The 15507-nt window shown below is 58.9% G+C and carries 19 protein-coding genes; 11 read left to right on the top strand and 8 right to left on the bottom strand.

Features of this window, described 5'->3' with window-relative positions:
• The 3 genes from BGO64_RS05260 to BGO64_RS05250 form a co-directional block, all read left to right on the top strand.
• Positions 1-194: hypothetical protein (locus tag BGO64_RS05260; protein WP_286700284.1), on the top strand; the 194-nt coding region annotated here is incomplete at its 5' end.
• Positions 194-727 (top strand): immunity protein TsiV2 protein, encoded by a 534-nt coding sequence (locus BGO64_RS05255; RefSeq protein ID WP_286700283.1) that lies wholly within the window; start codon positions 194-196, stop codon positions 725-727. The genes BGO64_RS05260 and BGO64_RS05255, both read left to right, overlap by 1 nt.
• The gene (locus BGO64_RS05250; RefSeq protein WP_324046311.1) at positions 682-942 is read left to right on the top strand and encodes a hypothetical protein; all 261 of its coding nucleotides are present in this window, start codon (positions 682-684) and stop codon (positions 940-942) included. Before BGO64_RS05255 ends, BGO64_RS05250 begins: the two co-directional genes overlap by 46 nt.
• Positions 943-1059: 117 nt before the next feature.
• Here the strand turns inward: BGO64_RS05250 and BGO64_RS05245 are convergent, their stop codons facing one another.
• Positions 1060-1635 (bottom strand): DJ-1 family glyoxalase III, encoded by a 576-nt coding sequence (locus BGO64_RS05245; protein ID WP_104451742.1) that lies wholly within the window; start codon positions 1633-1635, stop codon positions 1060-1062.
• A gap of 30 nt (positions 1636-1665) precedes the next feature.
• Positions 1666-2613, bottom strand: a complete 948-nt coding sequence (locus tag BGO64_RS05240) for a ketopantoate reductase family protein (protein ID WP_045523610.1) — start codon at positions 2611-2613, stop codon at positions 1666-1668.
• Positions 2614-2971: 358 nt separating this feature from the next.
• On the opposite strand from BGO64_RS05240, the gene BGO64_RS05235 reads away from it, so the two are divergent.
• Positions 2972-3454, top strand: coding sequence for a YajQ family cyclic di-GMP-binding protein (locus BGO64_RS05235; protein ID WP_010673357.1), 483 nt, complete (start codon positions 2972-2974; stop codon positions 3452-3454).
• Positions 3455-3557: 103 nt separating this feature from the next.
• On the opposite strand, the gene BGO64_RS05230 is transcribed toward BGO64_RS05235, so the two are convergent.
• The 6 genes from BGO64_RS05230 to BGO64_RS05205 form a co-directional block, all read right to left on the bottom strand.
• The gene (locus tag BGO64_RS05230) at positions 3558-4364 is read right to left on the bottom strand and encodes a nucleoside-specific channel-forming Tsx family protein (RefSeq protein ID WP_124814169.1); all 807 of its coding nucleotides are present in this window, start codon (positions 4362-4364) and stop codon (positions 3558-3560) included.
• Between the two features lie 156 nt (positions 4365-4520).
• Complete coding sequence (locus tag BGO64_RS05225; RefSeq protein ID WP_048208191.1) at positions 4521-5924, bottom strand: AmpG family muropeptide MFS transporter; 1404 nt, start codon at positions 5922-5924, stop codon at positions 4521-4523.
• Between the two features lie 85 nt (positions 5925-6009).
• Positions 6010-6339 carry a hypothetical protein gene (locus BGO64_RS05220; protein ID WP_202044259.1) on the bottom strand — a complete coding sequence of 110 codons (330 nt, stop codon included), beginning with the start codon at positions 6337-6339 and terminating at the stop codon, positions 6010-6012.
• Positions 6340-6453: 114 nt separating this feature from the next.
• Complete coding sequence (locus tag BGO64_RS05215; RefSeq protein ID WP_286700281.1) at positions 6454-7005, bottom strand: peptidylprolyl isomerase; 552 nt, start codon at positions 7003-7005, stop codon at positions 6454-6456.
• A gap of 14 nt (positions 7006-7019) precedes the next feature.
• The gene (locus BGO64_RS05210) at positions 7020-7592 is read right to left on the bottom strand and encodes a YajG family lipoprotein (RefSeq protein WP_010673362.1); all 573 of its coding nucleotides are present in this window, start codon (positions 7590-7592) and stop codon (positions 7020-7022) included.
• A gap of 24 nt (positions 7593-7616) precedes the next feature.
• On the bottom strand, positions 7617-8750 hold the full coding sequence (locus BGO64_RS05205; protein ID WP_139737544.1) for a methyltransferase: 1134 nt from the start codon (positions 8748-8750) through the stop codon (positions 7617-7619).
• Between the two features lie 207 nt (positions 8751-8957).
• Between BGO64_RS05205 and BGO64_RS05200 the strand changes: the two genes are divergently transcribed.
• From BGO64_RS05200 to nqrF, 7 genes are all read left to right on the top strand, one after another.
• The gene (locus tag BGO64_RS05200; RefSeq protein ID WP_202044485.1) at positions 8958-9266 is read left to right on the top strand and encodes a BolA family protein; all 309 of its coding nucleotides are present in this window, start codon (positions 8958-8960) and stop codon (positions 9264-9266) included.
• A 419-nt stretch (positions 9267-9685) separates the two neighbouring features.
• The gene (locus BGO64_RS05195) at positions 9686-11029 is read left to right on the top strand and encodes a Na(+)-translocating NADH-quinone reductase subunit A (protein ID WP_029313920.1); all 1344 of its coding nucleotides are present in this window, start codon (positions 9686-9688) and stop codon (positions 11027-11029) included.
• A gap of 3 nt (positions 11030-11032) precedes the next feature.
• Positions 11033-12262 (top strand): NADH:ubiquinone reductase (Na(+)-transporting) subunit B, encoded by a 1230-nt coding sequence (locus BGO64_RS05190; RefSeq protein WP_010673367.1) that lies wholly within the window; start codon positions 11033-11035, stop codon positions 12260-12262.
• Positions 12252-13040: a Na(+)-translocating NADH-quinone reductase subunit C gene (locus tag BGO64_RS05185; RefSeq protein ID WP_039040709.1), complete on the top strand. Its 789-nt coding sequence runs from the start codon at positions 12252-12254 to the stop codon at positions 13038-13040. Before BGO64_RS05190 ends, BGO64_RS05185 begins: the two co-directional genes overlap by 11 nt.
• Positions 13033-13665 carry an NADH:ubiquinone reductase (Na(+)-transporting) subunit D gene (locus BGO64_RS05180; protein WP_005303545.1) on the top strand — a complete coding sequence of 211 codons (633 nt, stop codon included), beginning with the start codon at positions 13033-13035 and terminating at the stop codon, positions 13663-13665. The genes BGO64_RS05185 and BGO64_RS05180 overlap by 8 nt, the downstream gene beginning before the upstream one ends.
• 3 nt (positions 13666-13668) lie before the next feature.
• The gene (gene nqrE / locus BGO64_RS05175; RefSeq protein WP_005303538.1) at positions 13669-14265 is read left to right on the top strand and encodes an NADH:ubiquinone reductase (Na(+)-transporting) subunit E; all 597 of its coding nucleotides are present in this window, start codon (positions 13669-13671) and stop codon (positions 14263-14265) included.
• Positions 14266-14282: 17 nt separating this feature from the next.
• Positions 14283-15506, top strand: coding sequence for an NADH:ubiquinone reductase (Na(+)-transporting) subunit F (gene nqrF / locus BGO64_RS05170; RefSeq protein ID WP_010673369.1), 1224 nt, complete (start codon positions 14283-14285; stop codon positions 15504-15506).
• The last annotated feature ends 1 nt before the right edge of the window (position 15507 follow it).

Genomic DNA, 15507 nt, shown 5'->3' with positions numbered 1-15507 from the left:
TCTATTCCCTGCCGCTGGGAGTGGATACCAATTCGGCCATCAAACTGGAACTGGGGTATCTCGGGGGCATGGTTCAGCGGGAGTTTATTTTCAAGGGCAACAGTAGTAGTGGCGGCCCTGTGACATTGAATAGCTGCAGCGGCGATCTGGGTACAATGCCCGCGTTGGTGGTCGGCAAGCAAGGGAATAAATAATGGATAAGTCAAACGAGGAAGTTGATGTGAATGAGCAGGAGATTCCTTTTCGTCTATTACCACAGGAAGAGCAACAACGTATTCTCGATGCCAATCAAAAAAAAGTGCGTGAGGCCCCAATTCTTCAGGAGTGGAATATTCGGGTTTCTACACCATTTGCTTGGCTTATTATTTTTCTAGTCACTGCAGTTATGACGTTATTTGCTGTAGGTTGTGTATTACTTACAGGTGATGTTGATTGGGGGTTTGCTTATCTAGCATTCGGTGTTGCTATAGCAATGATCCCTTATTTTCGTTATTTAGTGATGGCAGATAAAAACTATCATTACCGTCTTACAACAGAAGGCGTTATTGTCACTTATCAGGATGTTATTCCAGAAGTAGCTTATACGATAGTCCGTGGTTTGGTTTGGCTTGGCTTGGCGTGGTGGTCTGTGTATTTGCAGTGGCTGTATTGGGACCATTTTCTCTGGTGGGGGCTGGTGGGATGGCACTCCTTGCGATATTTTTCACTGACTTTAAAAGTGAAGTAACAGAGCATGAAACCATGTTTAAAAAAGATTGGGACTATACGTTAATCATCTCCAATAAAAAGAAAGCATTAAGGTTTGAATCAACGCCATTTAAAATTTCATATAGCGATAATTTATATTGTAAATCTGAAGATTTTGAAAAAATTGTTGAACTGATAAAAGGGCAGATTCGATGTGCCGAAATAAAGCATATTAAAGGTCATCCAATGACCTGACTTTTATAGTCTACCTGTCACGTGAGGACCAGCTCCATGCCGTCTGAGCCTCCAAAACAGAGCCCCCTTGCCACTGGCAAGGGGGCTCTGTCGCTTTCATCGGAGTGCCCGATGTGGTTATGGCGATAGCGAGGGGGGCAACACCATGGGACCGGCCACCGTACGGGCGGCCTCGTCACCTCGCAGTACCCGTATTATCTCGAGAGCGAACTCGATGGCGGTACCCGGGCCCTGGCTGGTGATCAGGCGATGGGCTTCATCGGTCACTACCCTTGCCGTGCTCAATTGTGTCGCGGGCAGAAGGGCCTGAAAGCCCGGGTGGCAGGTGATGCTCGCATCCCCCAGCAAGCCGTGATGGTGCAGTACCACGGCGGGTGCGGCACAGATGGCGGCGCGCCAGCGGCCGAGGCCTGCCTGCTCCCGTAGCAGGTCGATGGCGAGGGGAGTGTCGCGGATCACTTCGCTGCCGGGCAGACCGCCCGGTACGACCATGGCATCGAAGTCACGGGTAGTCAGCTCGTCGAGATGGCAATCCGCCACCAGTTGCACCCCGCGAGAGGCGCGGATCTGGCGCGCTCCAGTGGGGCAGCAGGAGGCCAGCACCACATCGATGCCACCCCGAACCAGGGTATCGACGATGGCAACCGTCTCTATCTCTTCCGACCCGGGGGCCACCAATACCAGTACGCTCATCTAGCACTCCTTGCTTGCCAGCTGCTCTGCTCAGCGCTTCTCTTTGACGGCCTGATAGAGGCCCTGATTGACCGGCACCGCGATACCGTGAAGGGCGGCCTTGTTCAGCAGGAAGCCGGTGATGGCTTCGATCTCGGTCTCGCGGCCCTGTTCCATGTCCTGATACATGGAAGAGTAATTGTCGGCGGTGAGCTCCACCACCATCATGACACGGCGCAACAGCTCTTCGCTGCCGGTAGGCTGACCTTCGGCCCGCATGACGTCAGCCACTTCCACGCAGATTTGCTGCAGGGCATCGGCAAAACGCGGACCGGCCAATTCGCCGTTCTTGAGCTTGTAGAGCGCGGTGAGGGGATTGATGGCGCAGTTGACGGCGAGTTTCTGCCACTGGCGTGTCAGGATCTGCTCATCCCAGCCGGCCTGACCTAGGGCGCTGGCCAGCTCGTCGGCGAGGTGGGCATGGGCACGGGCCGCTTCGTTGACAGGGCCCAGCCAGGTCTCCCCCTTGCCGGTGTGGCGGAACACGAAGTGGCCGCTCTGCATGGCGCCATGGCTGGTGACGCCGGCGATCACGGGGTTGTCTGGGAAGAGTGCGACCACCTGATCGGCGATCCCCATGCCGTTGTGCAGCAGCACGATGGGCACCCCTGCCGCCAGTTGCCCGACCAGGGGAGTGAGGGCCGATATCACCTGCCCCGCCTTGGTCATGACCAGCAGGCGTTTGATGCTGCCCGGCTTGTCGATGAAGGCGCGTTCGATGGCCAGGAGCTGGGTATGCCCCTCAAGGGAGGTAAAGTCGACGCCGGGGTGCAAGGTGGCACGATGGCGCTCGCGCAGCAGGAGGCGGGTTGCTTGGCCGCTTTGGGTCAACAGGGAGGCGAAGACGCCGCCCAGGGCGCCGCAGCCCAGCAAGGTCCACTCGGGAGAGACAGGGTGACGGCGTGTTTTCAGGTTGTTGTCGCGTAATCCGCTTGGCATGAAGAGGCTCGATCATGGGAAGGGCTGCCATCCTGTCAACCGCCAACCCGGGATAAGGGAAGATGTCGCTTGGTGAATACCTGGAACCGGTGCATGAGCTGGCTGTCGGGTCGTACTCAAGGCTCATGCGCAGCCAGGGAGCCTCATGTATGCATGACCATACGGGTTCCTGGGCTGCACTTCACCGAGTGTCGGACCTCTCGCGACCGCTCCTGGACGGGTTCTAACGGGTCTCACCATTCCTGTGCGCAGGGGATTCTAGCAGAGCAATCCCATCGAAATCAGCAAATTTGCCCGTTTTCTGGTAGATTTGCCCACCTGTCAGCACAACCTGAAGTACAGCATGAGGAGCCCGGCTATGCCGTCATTCGATATTGTCTCTGAAGTCAAAATGAACGAGGTGTTGAACGCCGTTGATAACGCCAACCGTGAACTGGCGACCCGTTTCGATTTTCGTGGTGTGGAAGCCAGCTTCGAATTGAACAAGGAAGAAGTAAAGCTGGAAGCCGACGCCGATTTCCAGCTCAAGCAGATGGTCGAGATCCTGCGCGGCGCCCTGCTCAAGCGCCAGATCGAGAACAGTTCCATGGACGTGGGTGACAGCGTCCACTCCGGCAAGCGTTTCCACCTGACCGTGAAGTTCAAGCAGGGGATCGACAAGGAAGTGGCCAAGAAGCTGGTGAAGCTCATCAAGGATTCCAAGATCAAGGTGCAGGCCGCCATCCAGGGCGACGAGGTGCGGGTCACCGGCAAGAAGCGCGACGATCTGCAAGAGACCATGGCTCTGGTGCGTGGCGCCGAACTGGGCCAGCCGATGCAGTTCCAGAACTTCCGCGATTGATGGCGAACGGGGAGGGCGCGGCTCTCCCCCCACTGCCAGCATGAGGGCATAAAAAAACCGGAGCAGCTGCTCCGGTTTTTTTGTGTCCGTGTGACGAGTTCGATTAGAACTTGTAGGTCACGGAGAAGTAGTGGCCGAAACCAGTGGTCTTCAGACCGTAGGAACCGTTCTGGATGCCGTAGATGTCGTTGAAGTACTTCAGACCGTAACCGACGGCGTAGCGGTCGGAGTGCCAGTACAGGCCGTTGAACATGGCGGTACCGTCGGTGGAAGTGTCCTTGGCATCAAACAGGTGATCCAGGTAACCCTGATAGGCTACGAAGCTGCCGTTGGAGAAGGTGTAGAAAGGCTTGAACCAGTTCATGGAGAACTGATAGCCGTTCCAGCCCTGCTCGCCACCGCCTTCATTGACGTGACGGGCATACAGGTTCATGCCCATTTTGCCGAACCAGGGCACCATGACGTCTGCACCCAGACCGGTCATGGCTTCAAACAGACCATCCGGACCACCGACGTTGATCAGGTTGGCGATGTAGACTTCCTGCACCGGGCCGAAGGAGAGATCTTTGCCGGTCATGGCATCGATGGAGATGCGCGGTGCAAATTTGATGAACAGGTTGTCCTGGTTGTGCTTGTCGTCGTGACGGTTCTGGAAGATGTCGAATACGTCGACGTAACCGTACAGATCGAAGATACCGGAACGGCCACCAAACTCCATTTCGAAGTAGGTATCGTTGTAACCACCTTCGGACTCAGCGTAGGGCAGCTGGTCGATGGTGTGCATCACGTTGAACTGGAACCACTTGTAGTCGTTCTTGTGGATGTCGCCGCTGTAGTCGGCAGCGATGGCCGGAGTGGCGGAGGCAGCCAGCAGACCGGCAGCGATCAGAGTCTTGGTAAATTTGGCCATTTTATTGGTCTCTTGTGCGTTAGTTGAGGTTTTCCGTAGCCTGCCCACAAGGAGCGGGAGGGATTCTAGCCAAATAAATTCAGCGGATAAACAAGCACCAGGGAACTTTGTCAGGATTTGTGAATCTAATCACCCCCTAAAATGCGCAAACGCTTGCTATTTGTGCGTTTGTGGTGACAAGGTGCTGCCTCGTTTGGCAACCATGATGATCAGGATCATCACCGGAATGCCGAGCAGACTGGTGCCGATGAAGAAGTGGCTGTAGCCGATCTGCTCCACCACGCGACCGGAAAACCCCGCCAGCAACTTGGGCAGCAATAGCATGATGGAGCTGAACAGGGCGTACTGGGTGGCGGAGAAGGCGACGTTGGTGAGGCTCGATAGATAGGTTACAAACGCAGCCGTGGCGATGCCGGCGCTGAGGTTGTCCAGCGAGATGATCAGAGTCAGCAGCTCCAGGTTGTGGCCCACTTCGTTGAGGAGAGCGAACAGCAGGTTGGTGCTGGCGGTCAGCACGGCGCCGAGGAACAGGATGCGCAGGGTGCCAAAGCGCATCACCAGCACGCCCCCGAGCGCGGCTCCCACCAGCGTCATGATGACGCCATAGACCTTGGTGATGGTGGCCACTTCCGTCTTGCTGAACTGCAGATCCACATAGAAGCTGTTGGACATCACCCCCATCACCACGTCCGAGATGCGATAGCAGGCGATAAGCCCCAGGATCAGCAGGGCCGAGGAGCCATAGCGGCGGAAGAAGTCGGCGAAGGGACACCAGATGGCCTCGTAGGTCCAGGCCCCCAGCCCGGCCAACGTGGGTGACCAACCCCGTGCCAGCAGGGTGGCCTTGCGCGCCATCTGCTGCTCGTCCTGACTCTTGAGATCGATCTGCGGCTCGTGACTCATCAGGGTGGTGAGGATGCCAAGAGACATCAGCCCTCCCATCAGCAGATAGGTGAGCTGCCAGCCGCGATAGTCATAGCCGCTGTTGCTGCCGAGCCAGGCCGCCAGCGCAAGCGCCCCCGCTCCCGCCATGATCATGGCGAGTCGATACCCCGTCATATAGGACGCGGCCATGGCCGCCTGCAGCCGCTCGGGAGCGGATTCGATGCGATAGGCGTCGATGACGATGTCCTGGGTGGCAGAGGAGAAGGCCACCAGCAGGGCGAAGAGGGCCAGCTGGGCGAGCTGGGTCTTGGGATCGCAATAGGCCATCCCCACCAGGGAGAGGGCGATCAGCACCTGGGAGAACAGCATCCAGCTGCGTCGTCGCCCAAGCAGCCGTGACAGCAGGGGCAGGGGCAGCCGATCCACCAGGGGCGACCATAGCCACTTGAAACCGTAGGCCAGCGCTACCCAGCTCATGTAGCCGATGTCGGTCAGGCTGACATCCGCCTCGCGCAGCCAGAACGAGAGGGTGCCAAAGACCAGCAGCAAGGGCAGGCCGGAGGAGAATCCCATGGCGAACAGGATGAGTACCCGCGCTTCCAGATAGACGGCGAGGGCATCTCGCCAGCGGGTGGCGCGGCCCGGTGTGTGGCTGGGCGGGCGGAGATTGTTCAACAGCCTGACTCCTCTGGGAAAAGGGGGCCATTTTGTCAGGTTCGGCAGGCGTAGCCAAGGCAAGCCGAGTGGCGGGCGGCAGGTTTCAGGGGCGCGAGCCGATGCAGTGGTGCGGGCAGGGGCCCTCGTCGGCGAGAAAATTGGCGCAGGCCATGAGTTGCAGACGCAGCGCGTCATCACAGAGGAGGTGCTGCTCATCCCACAGGTGCAGGCTGTGAAGCAGATGCCAGAACACTCCTTCCTGTGCGTTGGCGGGGGTTTTGTCCATGGGGATCACGCAGAGCGCCTGCCAATGGGAGAGGAGCTGCCAGCTCAAGTCTTCCAGCTGCTGATAGGGCATTTTGCGTGCCAGAAAATGGCGAACCGCCTGGGCCAGCGGGCCGGCGTGTTGGGTTATGTAATCATGACAGGTCACCGGCTCCTCCTTCTGGTTCTGCTCCCCGATGCGTGGCACACATCGGGGAGCAGAGTATAGAAAAAGAGACCGGTGACCCGTTCAGGGACGCGGTGGAATGTGATCCGGGCCGCGTTATTTGTCCGCCAGCAGCACCACTTTCTTCAGGATGATGGGGCTGGTGGGGACGTCGTTGGCACGCAGGATGGAGCTGTAGCCGGTCTGGACCTGGGCCAGTTTGTCCAGCACCTCCATCCCCTTCACGACCTGGCCGAACACGGTGTAACCGGCGCCGGCATTGGCGTTGAGGTTGTCGTTGTCCACCAGATTGAAATAGAACTGGCGAGTGGCGCTGTCGACCGCCTGGGTGCGGGCCATGGCGATGGTACCGCGCTTGTTGGGCAGGCCGCCTCTGGACTCGTTGATCACGGGATCGAAGGTCGGCAGGGGCTGGAACTGCTGGTTGTAGCCCCCACCCTGCACCACGAAGTTCTGGATCACCCGGTGGAACAGGCTGCCGTCATAGCTGCCGTCTGCCACGTAGCGCAGGAAGTTCTTCACGGTCTGGGGTGCCTGTTTGGGGGCCAGCTCCACGACGATGGTGCCATGGTTGGTCTCCATCTGGACTTTTTGACCGGCAAAAGCCAGGGGGGCGATCAGGGTGACCAGTAACCAGAGTTTCTTCATTTATATGTCCTCGCTCAGCTCGGCTGGCCCTTGAGATAACCGCGCAGCGCCTCGTCGGCCATGATCTGCTGCAGCACGCTGCCCAGTTGCTGGTTCAGGGTGGATTCCAGATCGGCCATGCTCGGCTCGCCCGGGCTCTCTTTGCTGGAGGACATGTTGAACTGCTTGGTCAGCTTGCTGCCCTGGAAGTCGGCAATCACCTGCAGGCTGACGCGGGACTTGGTGACATAGGTGAAGGTCTTCTCTTCCACGGTGACGGCGGCAGTGGAGATGGCCAGCGTCAGGTTGGTGGTGCCGCTGTTGCCCACTTCCAGGCCCTGGCTGCGCAGCCCTTCCGCCAGTTTTTCAGCCAGCAGGCTGTTGAGAGGCTGACTGCTGTTCACCAGCACAGGGGCCTTCTCTTTCTTCTTGATGGAGAAGACATAGGCGGCTTCACGCTTGTCCACCCCTTCCATGGTGATGCGGTTGCCGGAGTAGTACTGCTGGTTGGAGGGGATGACTTGCGGGTTGAGCAGGGCGCTCTCGGGCCAGTGAGTAGCACAACCGCCCAATACCAGAGCGGCCAGCAGCAAGAGTGACTTTTTCATCATGGGTTTCCTTTAGCTTTATCTTTAGCGTTTGATGGCTTTCAAAATAACGAATTTGCTGTTCGACGCAACGACTTGTGCGTTGCCAAACAGGCGCTTGAGTTTGTTGTGATAGTCCAGATGACGGTTGCCTACTATCCAGAGTTCGCCCCCCTGAGGCAACACCCGGTGGGCATCGCTGAACATCTGCCAGGCGATGTGATCGGTGATCGCCTGCAGCTGATGGAAGGGGGGATTGCAGAGGATCCTGTCCGCTGCCCCGACGGGAACGTCATCGAGACAGTTGTTGACCATGAAGTGGGCACGGGGCAGGGCATCGGGCAGGTTGTGCTCGACGTTGAGCCGTGCGGACGCTACCGCCATCCGGGATTCGTCGATGAAGGTCACCTCCACCTCGCTGTCTCGTGCCAGCAGGGAGAGCCCGAGCACGCCGTTGCCACATCCCAGATCGATCACCCTGCGGGCACTGTGGATGGGCAGGTTGTCCAGCATGAAGCGGGCGCCGATATCCAGGCTCGTGCGCGAGAACACGTTGGCATGGTTGTGGATGAGCATGTCGGTGCCTTCCAGCGGCCAGACGGTCGGGAAGGGACTGGTCAGGAACGGGCGCTCGGCGGCCGGGGTGCAATGAATGAGGCGCGCCTTCTTCCAGGCGAGCGAGGTGCGGGTCTCCCCCAGATACTTCTCGAACAGCTTGAGGGTGGAGGTGTGGATGTCCTTGGCCTTGCCGGCAGCAATGATGCGGGTCGCAGGGGTGACGACCCCGCGCAGGGCAAGCAGTTGCTGCTCCAGCAGCGCCTGATACTTGGAGACCTTGATCACCACCAGGGCGGGGGCATCGGGCAGGGGGGCCAGGGCATCCTGCAGGGTGATGGCGTGGGGATCCAGCCCGTTTTCCGCCAGATTGGCCAGGGTGGCCCGCTCGCTGATGTGGGAGTCGGTCACGCAGACGGGGGCGTGGGCATGCAGATAGCCGGCCAGGGCGCCGAAGCCGTCGTTCATGATGATGACGGGGCCGTCAGGTGCCTGCTGCGATTCGGCAAGGTGGCTTATCAGATACTCGTCCGCCGCATCCCAGGCCTGCAGGGGATCCTGGCTCTGCCGCGGGTAACGATACAGGGTCAGGCGGCAGTGGGCCGTGTCGAGCAGGGTTTGCATAGGCAAGAGTCCAACGTGTGATTGATGAATGGCGACCGTCTGCCCCGTGTTGCCAGGCAGCGGTGAAAGTGGCGCTATTCTAGCGGCGGCGGAGAAATTCACCAGTCCGGTACGGCGAGAGCGAGCGGATCCTTCGTACCTGATGCATCGGGTGCACAACCCTGGCTACAATGGCCGGATATTCAACGAGGAGTCCTTACCGTGAGCATGCAACAACAGATAGAGGCCAAGCTGGCCGCCGCGCTCTCCCCGAGCCACCTGGAAGTGATCAATGAAAGCTACATGCACAGGGTGGCACCGGGCTCCGAAAGCCACTTCAAGGTAGTCGTGGTGAGCCAGGCGTTTGAGGGACAGCGTTTGCTGGGGCGCCATCGTCAGGTGAACGGGGTGCTGGCCGACGAGTTGGCGGGAGCCATTCATGCATTGGCGCTGCATACCTATACCGAATCCGAGTGGCAGGTCCGGGAGCAGGCGCCAAAGACGCCGGGTTGCGTCAGCAAATCCCCCTTTGCGTGAGCCGTTGTACCTTCTGATGGCGCCTTCCTCGGGCCATTAACAGCGCTATCACGAATGGTGTGCCGCCAGGGATGAGGGGGGTAGCATTATTTTTTCTAATCCTTTTCCTTGCGTCTGAAAAATACCTCTATATGGTTAGTTTTGCGAAAAGTCCTTTAAAACCACGGTTTGCAAGGACGTGCGCGAAATATTCAGTGAAGGTTAATTTTGTGATAGGGCGGGGATTTTCCCCATTTGGCGTGGCGGCTAACTCGCCTAAGGTGGTAAACTCAGGCGCTTTTGAATGATCCTGTATGTTGCTGATTTGTTTATTTCTTCGACAGCTTTCCGCGATGTTGACGGGCTCATTCAACAACTCGTCGTGATGTATTTCTCGGCGCTAACCAACCTGTCTTCCCTTAACGGTAGTGCAAGTGAGTATGATTACAATTAAAAGAGGACTGGACATCCCCGTGCTGGGTGCTCCGGAGCAAGTAATCTACGATGGCCCGGCCATCACCCGTGTTGCTACACTCGGCGAAGAGTTCGTGGGGATGCGTCCTACTATGTTTGTCAAAGTAGGTGATCGCGTCATTAAAGGTCAGGAGCTCTTCGAAGATAAGAAGAATCCCGGCGTTAAATTCACGGCCCCTGCCACCGGTGTGGTTTCTGAGATCAACCGTGGTGCCAAGCGTGTTCTCCAGTCCGTCGTCATCGACATCGATGGGTCCGACGAGCAGGTGACCTTTGAGCATTTTGCCTCCGCCGAGCTGGCACAGCTCGAGCGTAGCAAGGTGCAGGAGATCCTGGTCGCATCAGGCCAATGGACCGCGCTGCGTACCCGCCCGTTCAGCAAGGTGCCGGCCGTGGGTTCCACCCCGCGCGCCATCTTCGTCACCGCCATGGACACCAACCCGCTGGCCGCCAGTGCGGAGCTGATCATCAAGGAACAGGCCCAGGCCTTCCTCGACGGTCTGGCCGTGCTGACCCGCCTGACCGATGGTACCGTCCACGTCTGCAAGGGCGAAGCCAGCCTGCCGCACTCCTCCCTGGCCCAGGTCAAGGAAGCCGTGTTCGTCGGTCCGCATCCCGCCGGTCTGCCGGGCACCCACATCCACTTCCTGGATCCGGTCGGTGCCAACAAGGTGCAGTGGCACATCAACTATCAGGACGTGATCGCTTACGGCAAGCTGTTCACCACCGGCCAGATCTTCACCGACAAGGTGATCTCCCTGGCTGGCCCGAACGTCATCAAGCCGCGTCTGCTGCGTACCCGTCTGGGTGCCAGCCTCAGCCAGCTGACCAACAACGAGCTGCGTGCGGACGAAAACCGCATCATCTCCGGTTCCCTGCTGAGCGGTGCCAAGGCCGAAGGGGTTCATGACTACCTGGGTCGTTTCCACAACCAGGTGAGCGTGCTGGGCGAAGGCCGTGAGAAAGAGTTCATGGGCTGGGTCAAACCCAGTGCCAACAAGTTCTCCATCACCCGTACCACCCTCTCTCACCTGATGAAGGGCAAACTCATCAACTTCACTACCACCACCAACGGTAGTGATCGCTCCATGGTGCCTATCGGCAACTATGAGCGTGTGATGCCGCTCGACATCCTGCCGACCCTGCTGCTGCGGGATCTGATCTCCGGTGATACCGACAGCGCGCAGGCGCTCGGCTGCCTGGAGCTGGATGAGGAAGATTTGGCGCTCTGTACCTTCGTCTGCCCCGGCAAGACAGAGTACGGCCCCGTCTTGCGTGAGTGCCTGACCAAGATCGAACTGGAAGGTTAAGCGATGAGTTTCAAGCAACTTCTTGAAAATATGGAACATCACTTCGAGCCGGGTGGCAAGTACGCAAAGTACTATGCCTTGTTCGAAGCGGCGTACACCCTGTTTTATACCCCGGGTTCCGTGACCCGCAATGCCGCCCATGTCCGTGATGCGATCGATCTGAAGCGCATGATGATCATGGTGTGGCTGGCTGTGTTCCCGGCCATGTTCTGGGGCATGTACAACGTCGGCAACCAGTCTATCGCCGCCATCGCCCACATGGGCAGCGCGGCCGGTGCCGATTCCTGGCAATACGCCCTGGCCACCCTGTTCGGTGCCTCGCTGGATCCGGCCGTCGCCGGCATCGGCAGCAAGATGCTGATCGGTGCGGCGCACTTCTTCCCGATCTACATCACCGTCTTCATCGTCGGTGGTTTCTGGGAAGTGTTGTTCGCCATGGTGCGCAAGCACGAGATCAACGAAGGCTTCTTCGTGACCTCCATCCTGTTCGCCCTGATCGTGCCGCCCGAGCTGCCCCTGTGGCAAGCTGCCCTGGGTATCACCTTCGGTGTGGTGCTGGCCAAGGAAGTGTTCGGTGGTACCGGCAAAAACTTCCTGAACCCGGCGTTGGCGGGTCGTGCCTTCCTGTTCTTCGCCTACCCGGGTCAAATCTCCGGTGATGCGGTCTGGGTTGCCGTTGACGGCTTCTCCGGCGCAACCGCACTGAGCCAGTGGGCCCAGGGCGGCCAGATGGCGCTGATCAACGGTGCCACCGGTGAAGCCATCAGCTGGATGGATGCCTTCCTTGGCAACCTGCCCGGTTCCATCGGTGAAGTTTCCACCCTGATGATCCTCATCGGCGCAGCCATGATCGTCTACATGCGCATCGCCTCCTGGCGCATCATCGCCGGCGTCATGGTCGGCATGGTCGCGACCTCCCTGCTGTTCAACGTCATCGGTTCCGATACCAACCCCATGTTCAGCATGCCGTGGCACTGGCACCTGGTGTTGGGTGGCTTCGCGTTCGGCATGGCCTTCATGGCGACCGACCCCGTTTCCGCTGCCTTCACCAACAAGGGCAAGTGGTGGTATGGCGCCCTGATCGGCGTGATGGTGGTGCTGATCCGGGTAGTGAACCCTGCATTCCCGGAAGGCATGATGCTGGCCATTCTGTTCGCCAACCTGTTTGCCCCCTTGTTTGACCATTTCGTGGCACAGGCGAACATCAAGCGGAGGATCGCACGTGGCGTTTAATAAAGACTCTACTACCGGCACTCTCGCCGTAGTGACCGGTCTGTGTCTGGTCTGCTCCATCGTGGTCTCCGTGGCCGCCGTGGGTCTGCGTCCGGCCCAGCTGGAAAACAAGGCGCTGGACAAGCAAAGCAACATCCTGTCCGTCGCCGGCGTCGACATCAGCGCCGTGGCCAAGCGTGACCTGGCCCAGCTCTATGGCGACAAGATTGAAGCGCGTCTGGTGGATCTGACCACTGGTGAGTTCGTTGACGGCGATGCCGACAACTTCGACACCAAGGTTGCCGCCAAGGACCCGGCCAAGAGCATCCGTCTGGCCCCGGCCGACGACAAGGCCGGCCTGCGTCAGATCTCCAAGCTGGTTCCCGTGTTCTTCGCGAAAGATGCCGAAGGCAAGGTGGACAACATCATCCTGCCGATCTACGGCCAGGGTCTGTGGTCCACCATGTATGCCTTCGTAGCGGTCGCGGCCGACGGTCAGACCATCAAGGGCATCACCTACTATGACCACGGTGAAACCCCGGGTCTGGGTGGCGAGATCGAGAACCCGGCCTGGCGCGAGCTGTTCGTCGGCAAGAAGCTGTTCGACCAGAACGGTCAGCCTGCGCTGCGGGTGATCAAGGGCCATGCTCCGGCTGGTTCCGAGCATGAAATCGACGGCCTGTCTGGTGCAACCCTGACCGGTAATGGTGTACAGCACACCTTCGACTTCTGGATGGGCCCCAAGGGCTTCGGTCCCTTCCTGGCCAAGGTACGTGCAGGAGAAATCAACAATGGCTGACAAGAGCGAAATGAAAAAGTTGCTGTTGACGCCTGTGCTCGGCAACAACCCCATCGCACTGCAGGTGCTGGGTGTCTGTTCCGCGCTGGCCGTTACCAGCCAGATGAAGACGGCGTTCGTGATGACGCTGGCCGTTACCGCGGTCACCGCCTTCTCCAACCTGTTCATCTCCCTGATCCGCAACCAGATCCCGAACAGCGTGCGGATCATCGCCCAGATGGCGGTGATTGCCTCGCTGGTTATCGTGGTTGACCAGGTGCTCAAGGCCTATGCCTATGACATCTCCAAGCAACTGTCGGTGTTCGTCGGCCTCATCATCACCAACTGTATCGTGATGGGTCGTGCCGAAGCCTACGCCATGAAGAGTGCCCCGCTGCCCTCCTTCCTGGACGGTATCGGCAACGGTCTGGGTTATGGCGCCGTGCTGCTGACCGTGGCCACCGTGCGCGAGATCCTGGGTTCCGGCACCTGGTTCGGCATCGAACTGCTGCCGCTGGTGAACAATGGTGGCTGGTATGTGCCCAACGGCCTGCTGCTGCTGCCGCCGAGTGCGTTCTTCATCATTGGTCTGATCATCTGGGGCGTGCGCACCAAGGATCCCAAGCAGGTGGAGGCGAAGGATTAAGGTATGGAACACTATATCAGTCTGTTGATTCGCTCGATCTTCATCGAGAACCTGGCGCTCTCCTTCTTCCTGGGGATGTGTACCTTCCTGGCGGTGTCCAAGAAGGTCAAGACCGCCATGGGGCTGGGGATTGCCGTTATCGTGGTTCAGACCGTGGCCGTCCCGGCCAACAACCTGATCTACAACTACGTGCTCAAAGACGGTGCCCTGGTATCCGGTCTGGATCTGAGCTTCCTGAGCTTCATCACCTTCATCGGGGTGATCGCGGCCCTGGTACAGATCCTGGAGATGGCGCTGGACAAGTACTTCCCGGCCCTCTACAACGCCCTCGGTATCTTCCTGCCGCTCATCACCGTGAACTGCGCCATCTTCGGTGGCGTCTCCTTCATGGTGCAGCGTGACTACAACTTCGTTGAGTCCGTGGTCTATGGCGTGGGTTCGGGTGCAGGCTGGATGCTGGCCATCGTCGCGATGGCAGGGATCCGCGAGAAGATGAAATATTCCGATGTTCCGGAAGGCCTGCGCGGCCTCGGCATCACCTTCATCACCGCGGGTCTGATGGCGCTGGGCTTCATGTCCTTCTCTGGTATTTCCCTGTAATCGGAAAGGAAATATAGATGGAAATTATTCTGGGTGTGGTCATGTTCACCGTGATCCTGCTGGCCTTGGTGGCAGTCATTCTGTTCGCCAAGTCCAAGCTGGTGACCGCCGGTGACGTGACAATCAGCATCAACGGCGACCCGGCCAAGGCTGTGACCAGCCCGGCGGGTGGCAAGCTGCTTGGCGTGCTCGCCGGCAGTGGTATCTTCGTCTCCTCCGCCTGTGGCGGCGGTGGCTCCTGTGGTCAGTGCAAGGTGCGTGTGAAATCCGGCGGCGGCGACATCCTGCCGACCGAGCTGGATCACATCAGCAAGGGCGAAGCCCGTCATGGCGAGCGTCTGGCCTGCCAGGTCACCGTGCGTTCCGACATGGACATCGAGCTGCCGGAAGAGATCTTCGGCGTGAAGAAGTGGGACTGTACCGTCATCTCCAATGACAACAAGGCCACCTTCATCAAGGAGCTCAAGCTGCAGATCCCCGATGGCGAGAGCGTGCCGTTCCGCGCCGGTGGTTATATCCAGATCGAAGCGCCTGCCCACCACGTGCAGTACAAGAACTTCGATATTCCCGAGGAGTATCGTGGCGACTGGGATCGCTTCAAGATCTTCGAGCTGGAGTCCAAGGTCAACGAGCCGATCATCCGTGCCTACTCCATGGCGAACTATCCGGAAGAGTTCGGCATCATCATGCTGAACGTGCGGATCGCAACTCCGCCGCCCAGCAACTGGACTGCCCCTCCCGGCCAGATGTCTTCCTACATCTTCAGCCTGAAGGCCGGTGACAAGGTGACCATCTCCGGTCCGTTCGGCGAGTTCTTCGCCAAGGACACCGACGCCGAAATGGTGTTCGTCGGTGGTGGTGCGGGTATGGCGCCGATGCGCTCCCACATCTTCGACCAGCTGCGCCGTCTGAAGACCAAGCGCAAGATGAGCTTCTGGTACGGTGCCCGTTCCAAGCGCGAGATGTTCTATGTCGAAGACTTCGACATGCTGCAGGCCGAGAACGACAACTTCCAGTGGCACGTCGCCCTGTCCGATCCGCAACCGGAAGACAACTGGGATGGCTACACCGGCTTCATCCACAACGTGTTGTTCGAGAACTACCTCAAGAACCACGAGGCGCCTGAGGATTGCGAGTTCTACATGTGCGGGCCTCCCGTGATGAACGCCGCCGTCATCAACATGCTGAAGAACCTCGGTGTTGAAGACGAGAACATCCTGCTGGATGACTTCGGTGGTTAAT

Source organism: Aeromonas sp. 62-46, from assembly GCF_001898585.1.
Lineage (GTDB): Bacteria > Pseudomonadota > Gammaproteobacteria > Enterobacterales > Aeromonadaceae > Aeromonas > Aeromonas caviae.
This window is presented reverse-complemented; position numbering and strand designations above follow the sequence as displayed.

Coding starts and splice junctions, on each gene's coding strand:
- BGO64_RS05255 (WP_286700283.1), top strand. CDS start 194: ATGGATAAGTCAAACGAGGAAGTTGATGTGAATGAGCAGGAGATTCCT.
- BGO64_RS05215 (WP_286700281.1), bottom strand. CDS start 7,005: ATGAAGAAACTCTGGTTACTGGTCACCCTGATCGCCCCCCTGGCTTTT.
- BGO64_RS05200 (WP_202044485.1), top strand. CDS start 8,958: ATGCAACAACAGATAGAGGCCAAGCTGGCCGCCGCGCTCTCCCCGAGC.
- BGO64_RS05250 (WP_324046311.1), top strand. CDS start 682: ATGGCACTCCTTGCGATATTTTTCACTGACTTTAAAAGTGAAGTAACA.
- BGO64_RS05235 (WP_010673357.1), top strand. CDS start 2,972: ATGCCGTCATTCGATATTGTCTCTGAAGTCAAAATGAACGAGGTGTTG.
- nqrE (WP_005303538.1), top strand. CDS start 13,669: ATGGAACACTATATCAGTCTGTTGATTCGCTCGATCTTCATCGAGAAC.
- nqrF (WP_010673369.1), top strand. CDS start 14,283: ATGGAAATTATTCTGGGTGTGGTCATGTTCACCGTGATCCTGCTGGCC.
- BGO64_RS05245 (WP_104451742.1), bottom strand. CDS start 1,635: ATGAGCGTACTGGTATTGGTGGCCCCCGGGTCGGAAGAGATAGAGACG.
- BGO64_RS05240 (WP_045523610.1), bottom strand. CDS start 2,613: ATGCCAAGCGGATTACGCGACAACAACCTGAAAACACGCCGTCACCCT.
- BGO64_RS05230 (WP_124814169.1), bottom strand. CDS start 4,364: ATGGCCAAATTTACCAAGACTCTGATCGCTGCCGGTCTGCTGGCTGCC.
- BGO64_RS05180 (WP_005303545.1), top strand. CDS start 13,033: ATGGCTGACAAGAGCGAAATGAAAAAGTTGCTGTTGACGCCTGTGCTC.
- BGO64_RS05195 (WP_029313920.1), top strand. CDS start 9,686: ATGATTACAATTAAAAGAGGACTGGACATCCCCGTGCTGGGTGCTCCG.
- BGO64_RS05205 (WP_139737544.1), bottom strand. CDS start 8,750: ATGCAAACCCTGCTCGACACGGCCCACTGCCGCCTGACCCTGTATCGT.
- BGO64_RS05190 (WP_010673367.1), top strand. CDS start 11,033: ATGAGTTTCAAGCAACTTCTTGAAAATATGGAACATCACTTCGAGCCG.
- BGO64_RS05210 (WP_010673362.1), bottom strand. CDS start 7,592: ATGAAAAAGTCACTCTTGCTGCTGGCCGCTCTGGTATTGGGCGGTTGT.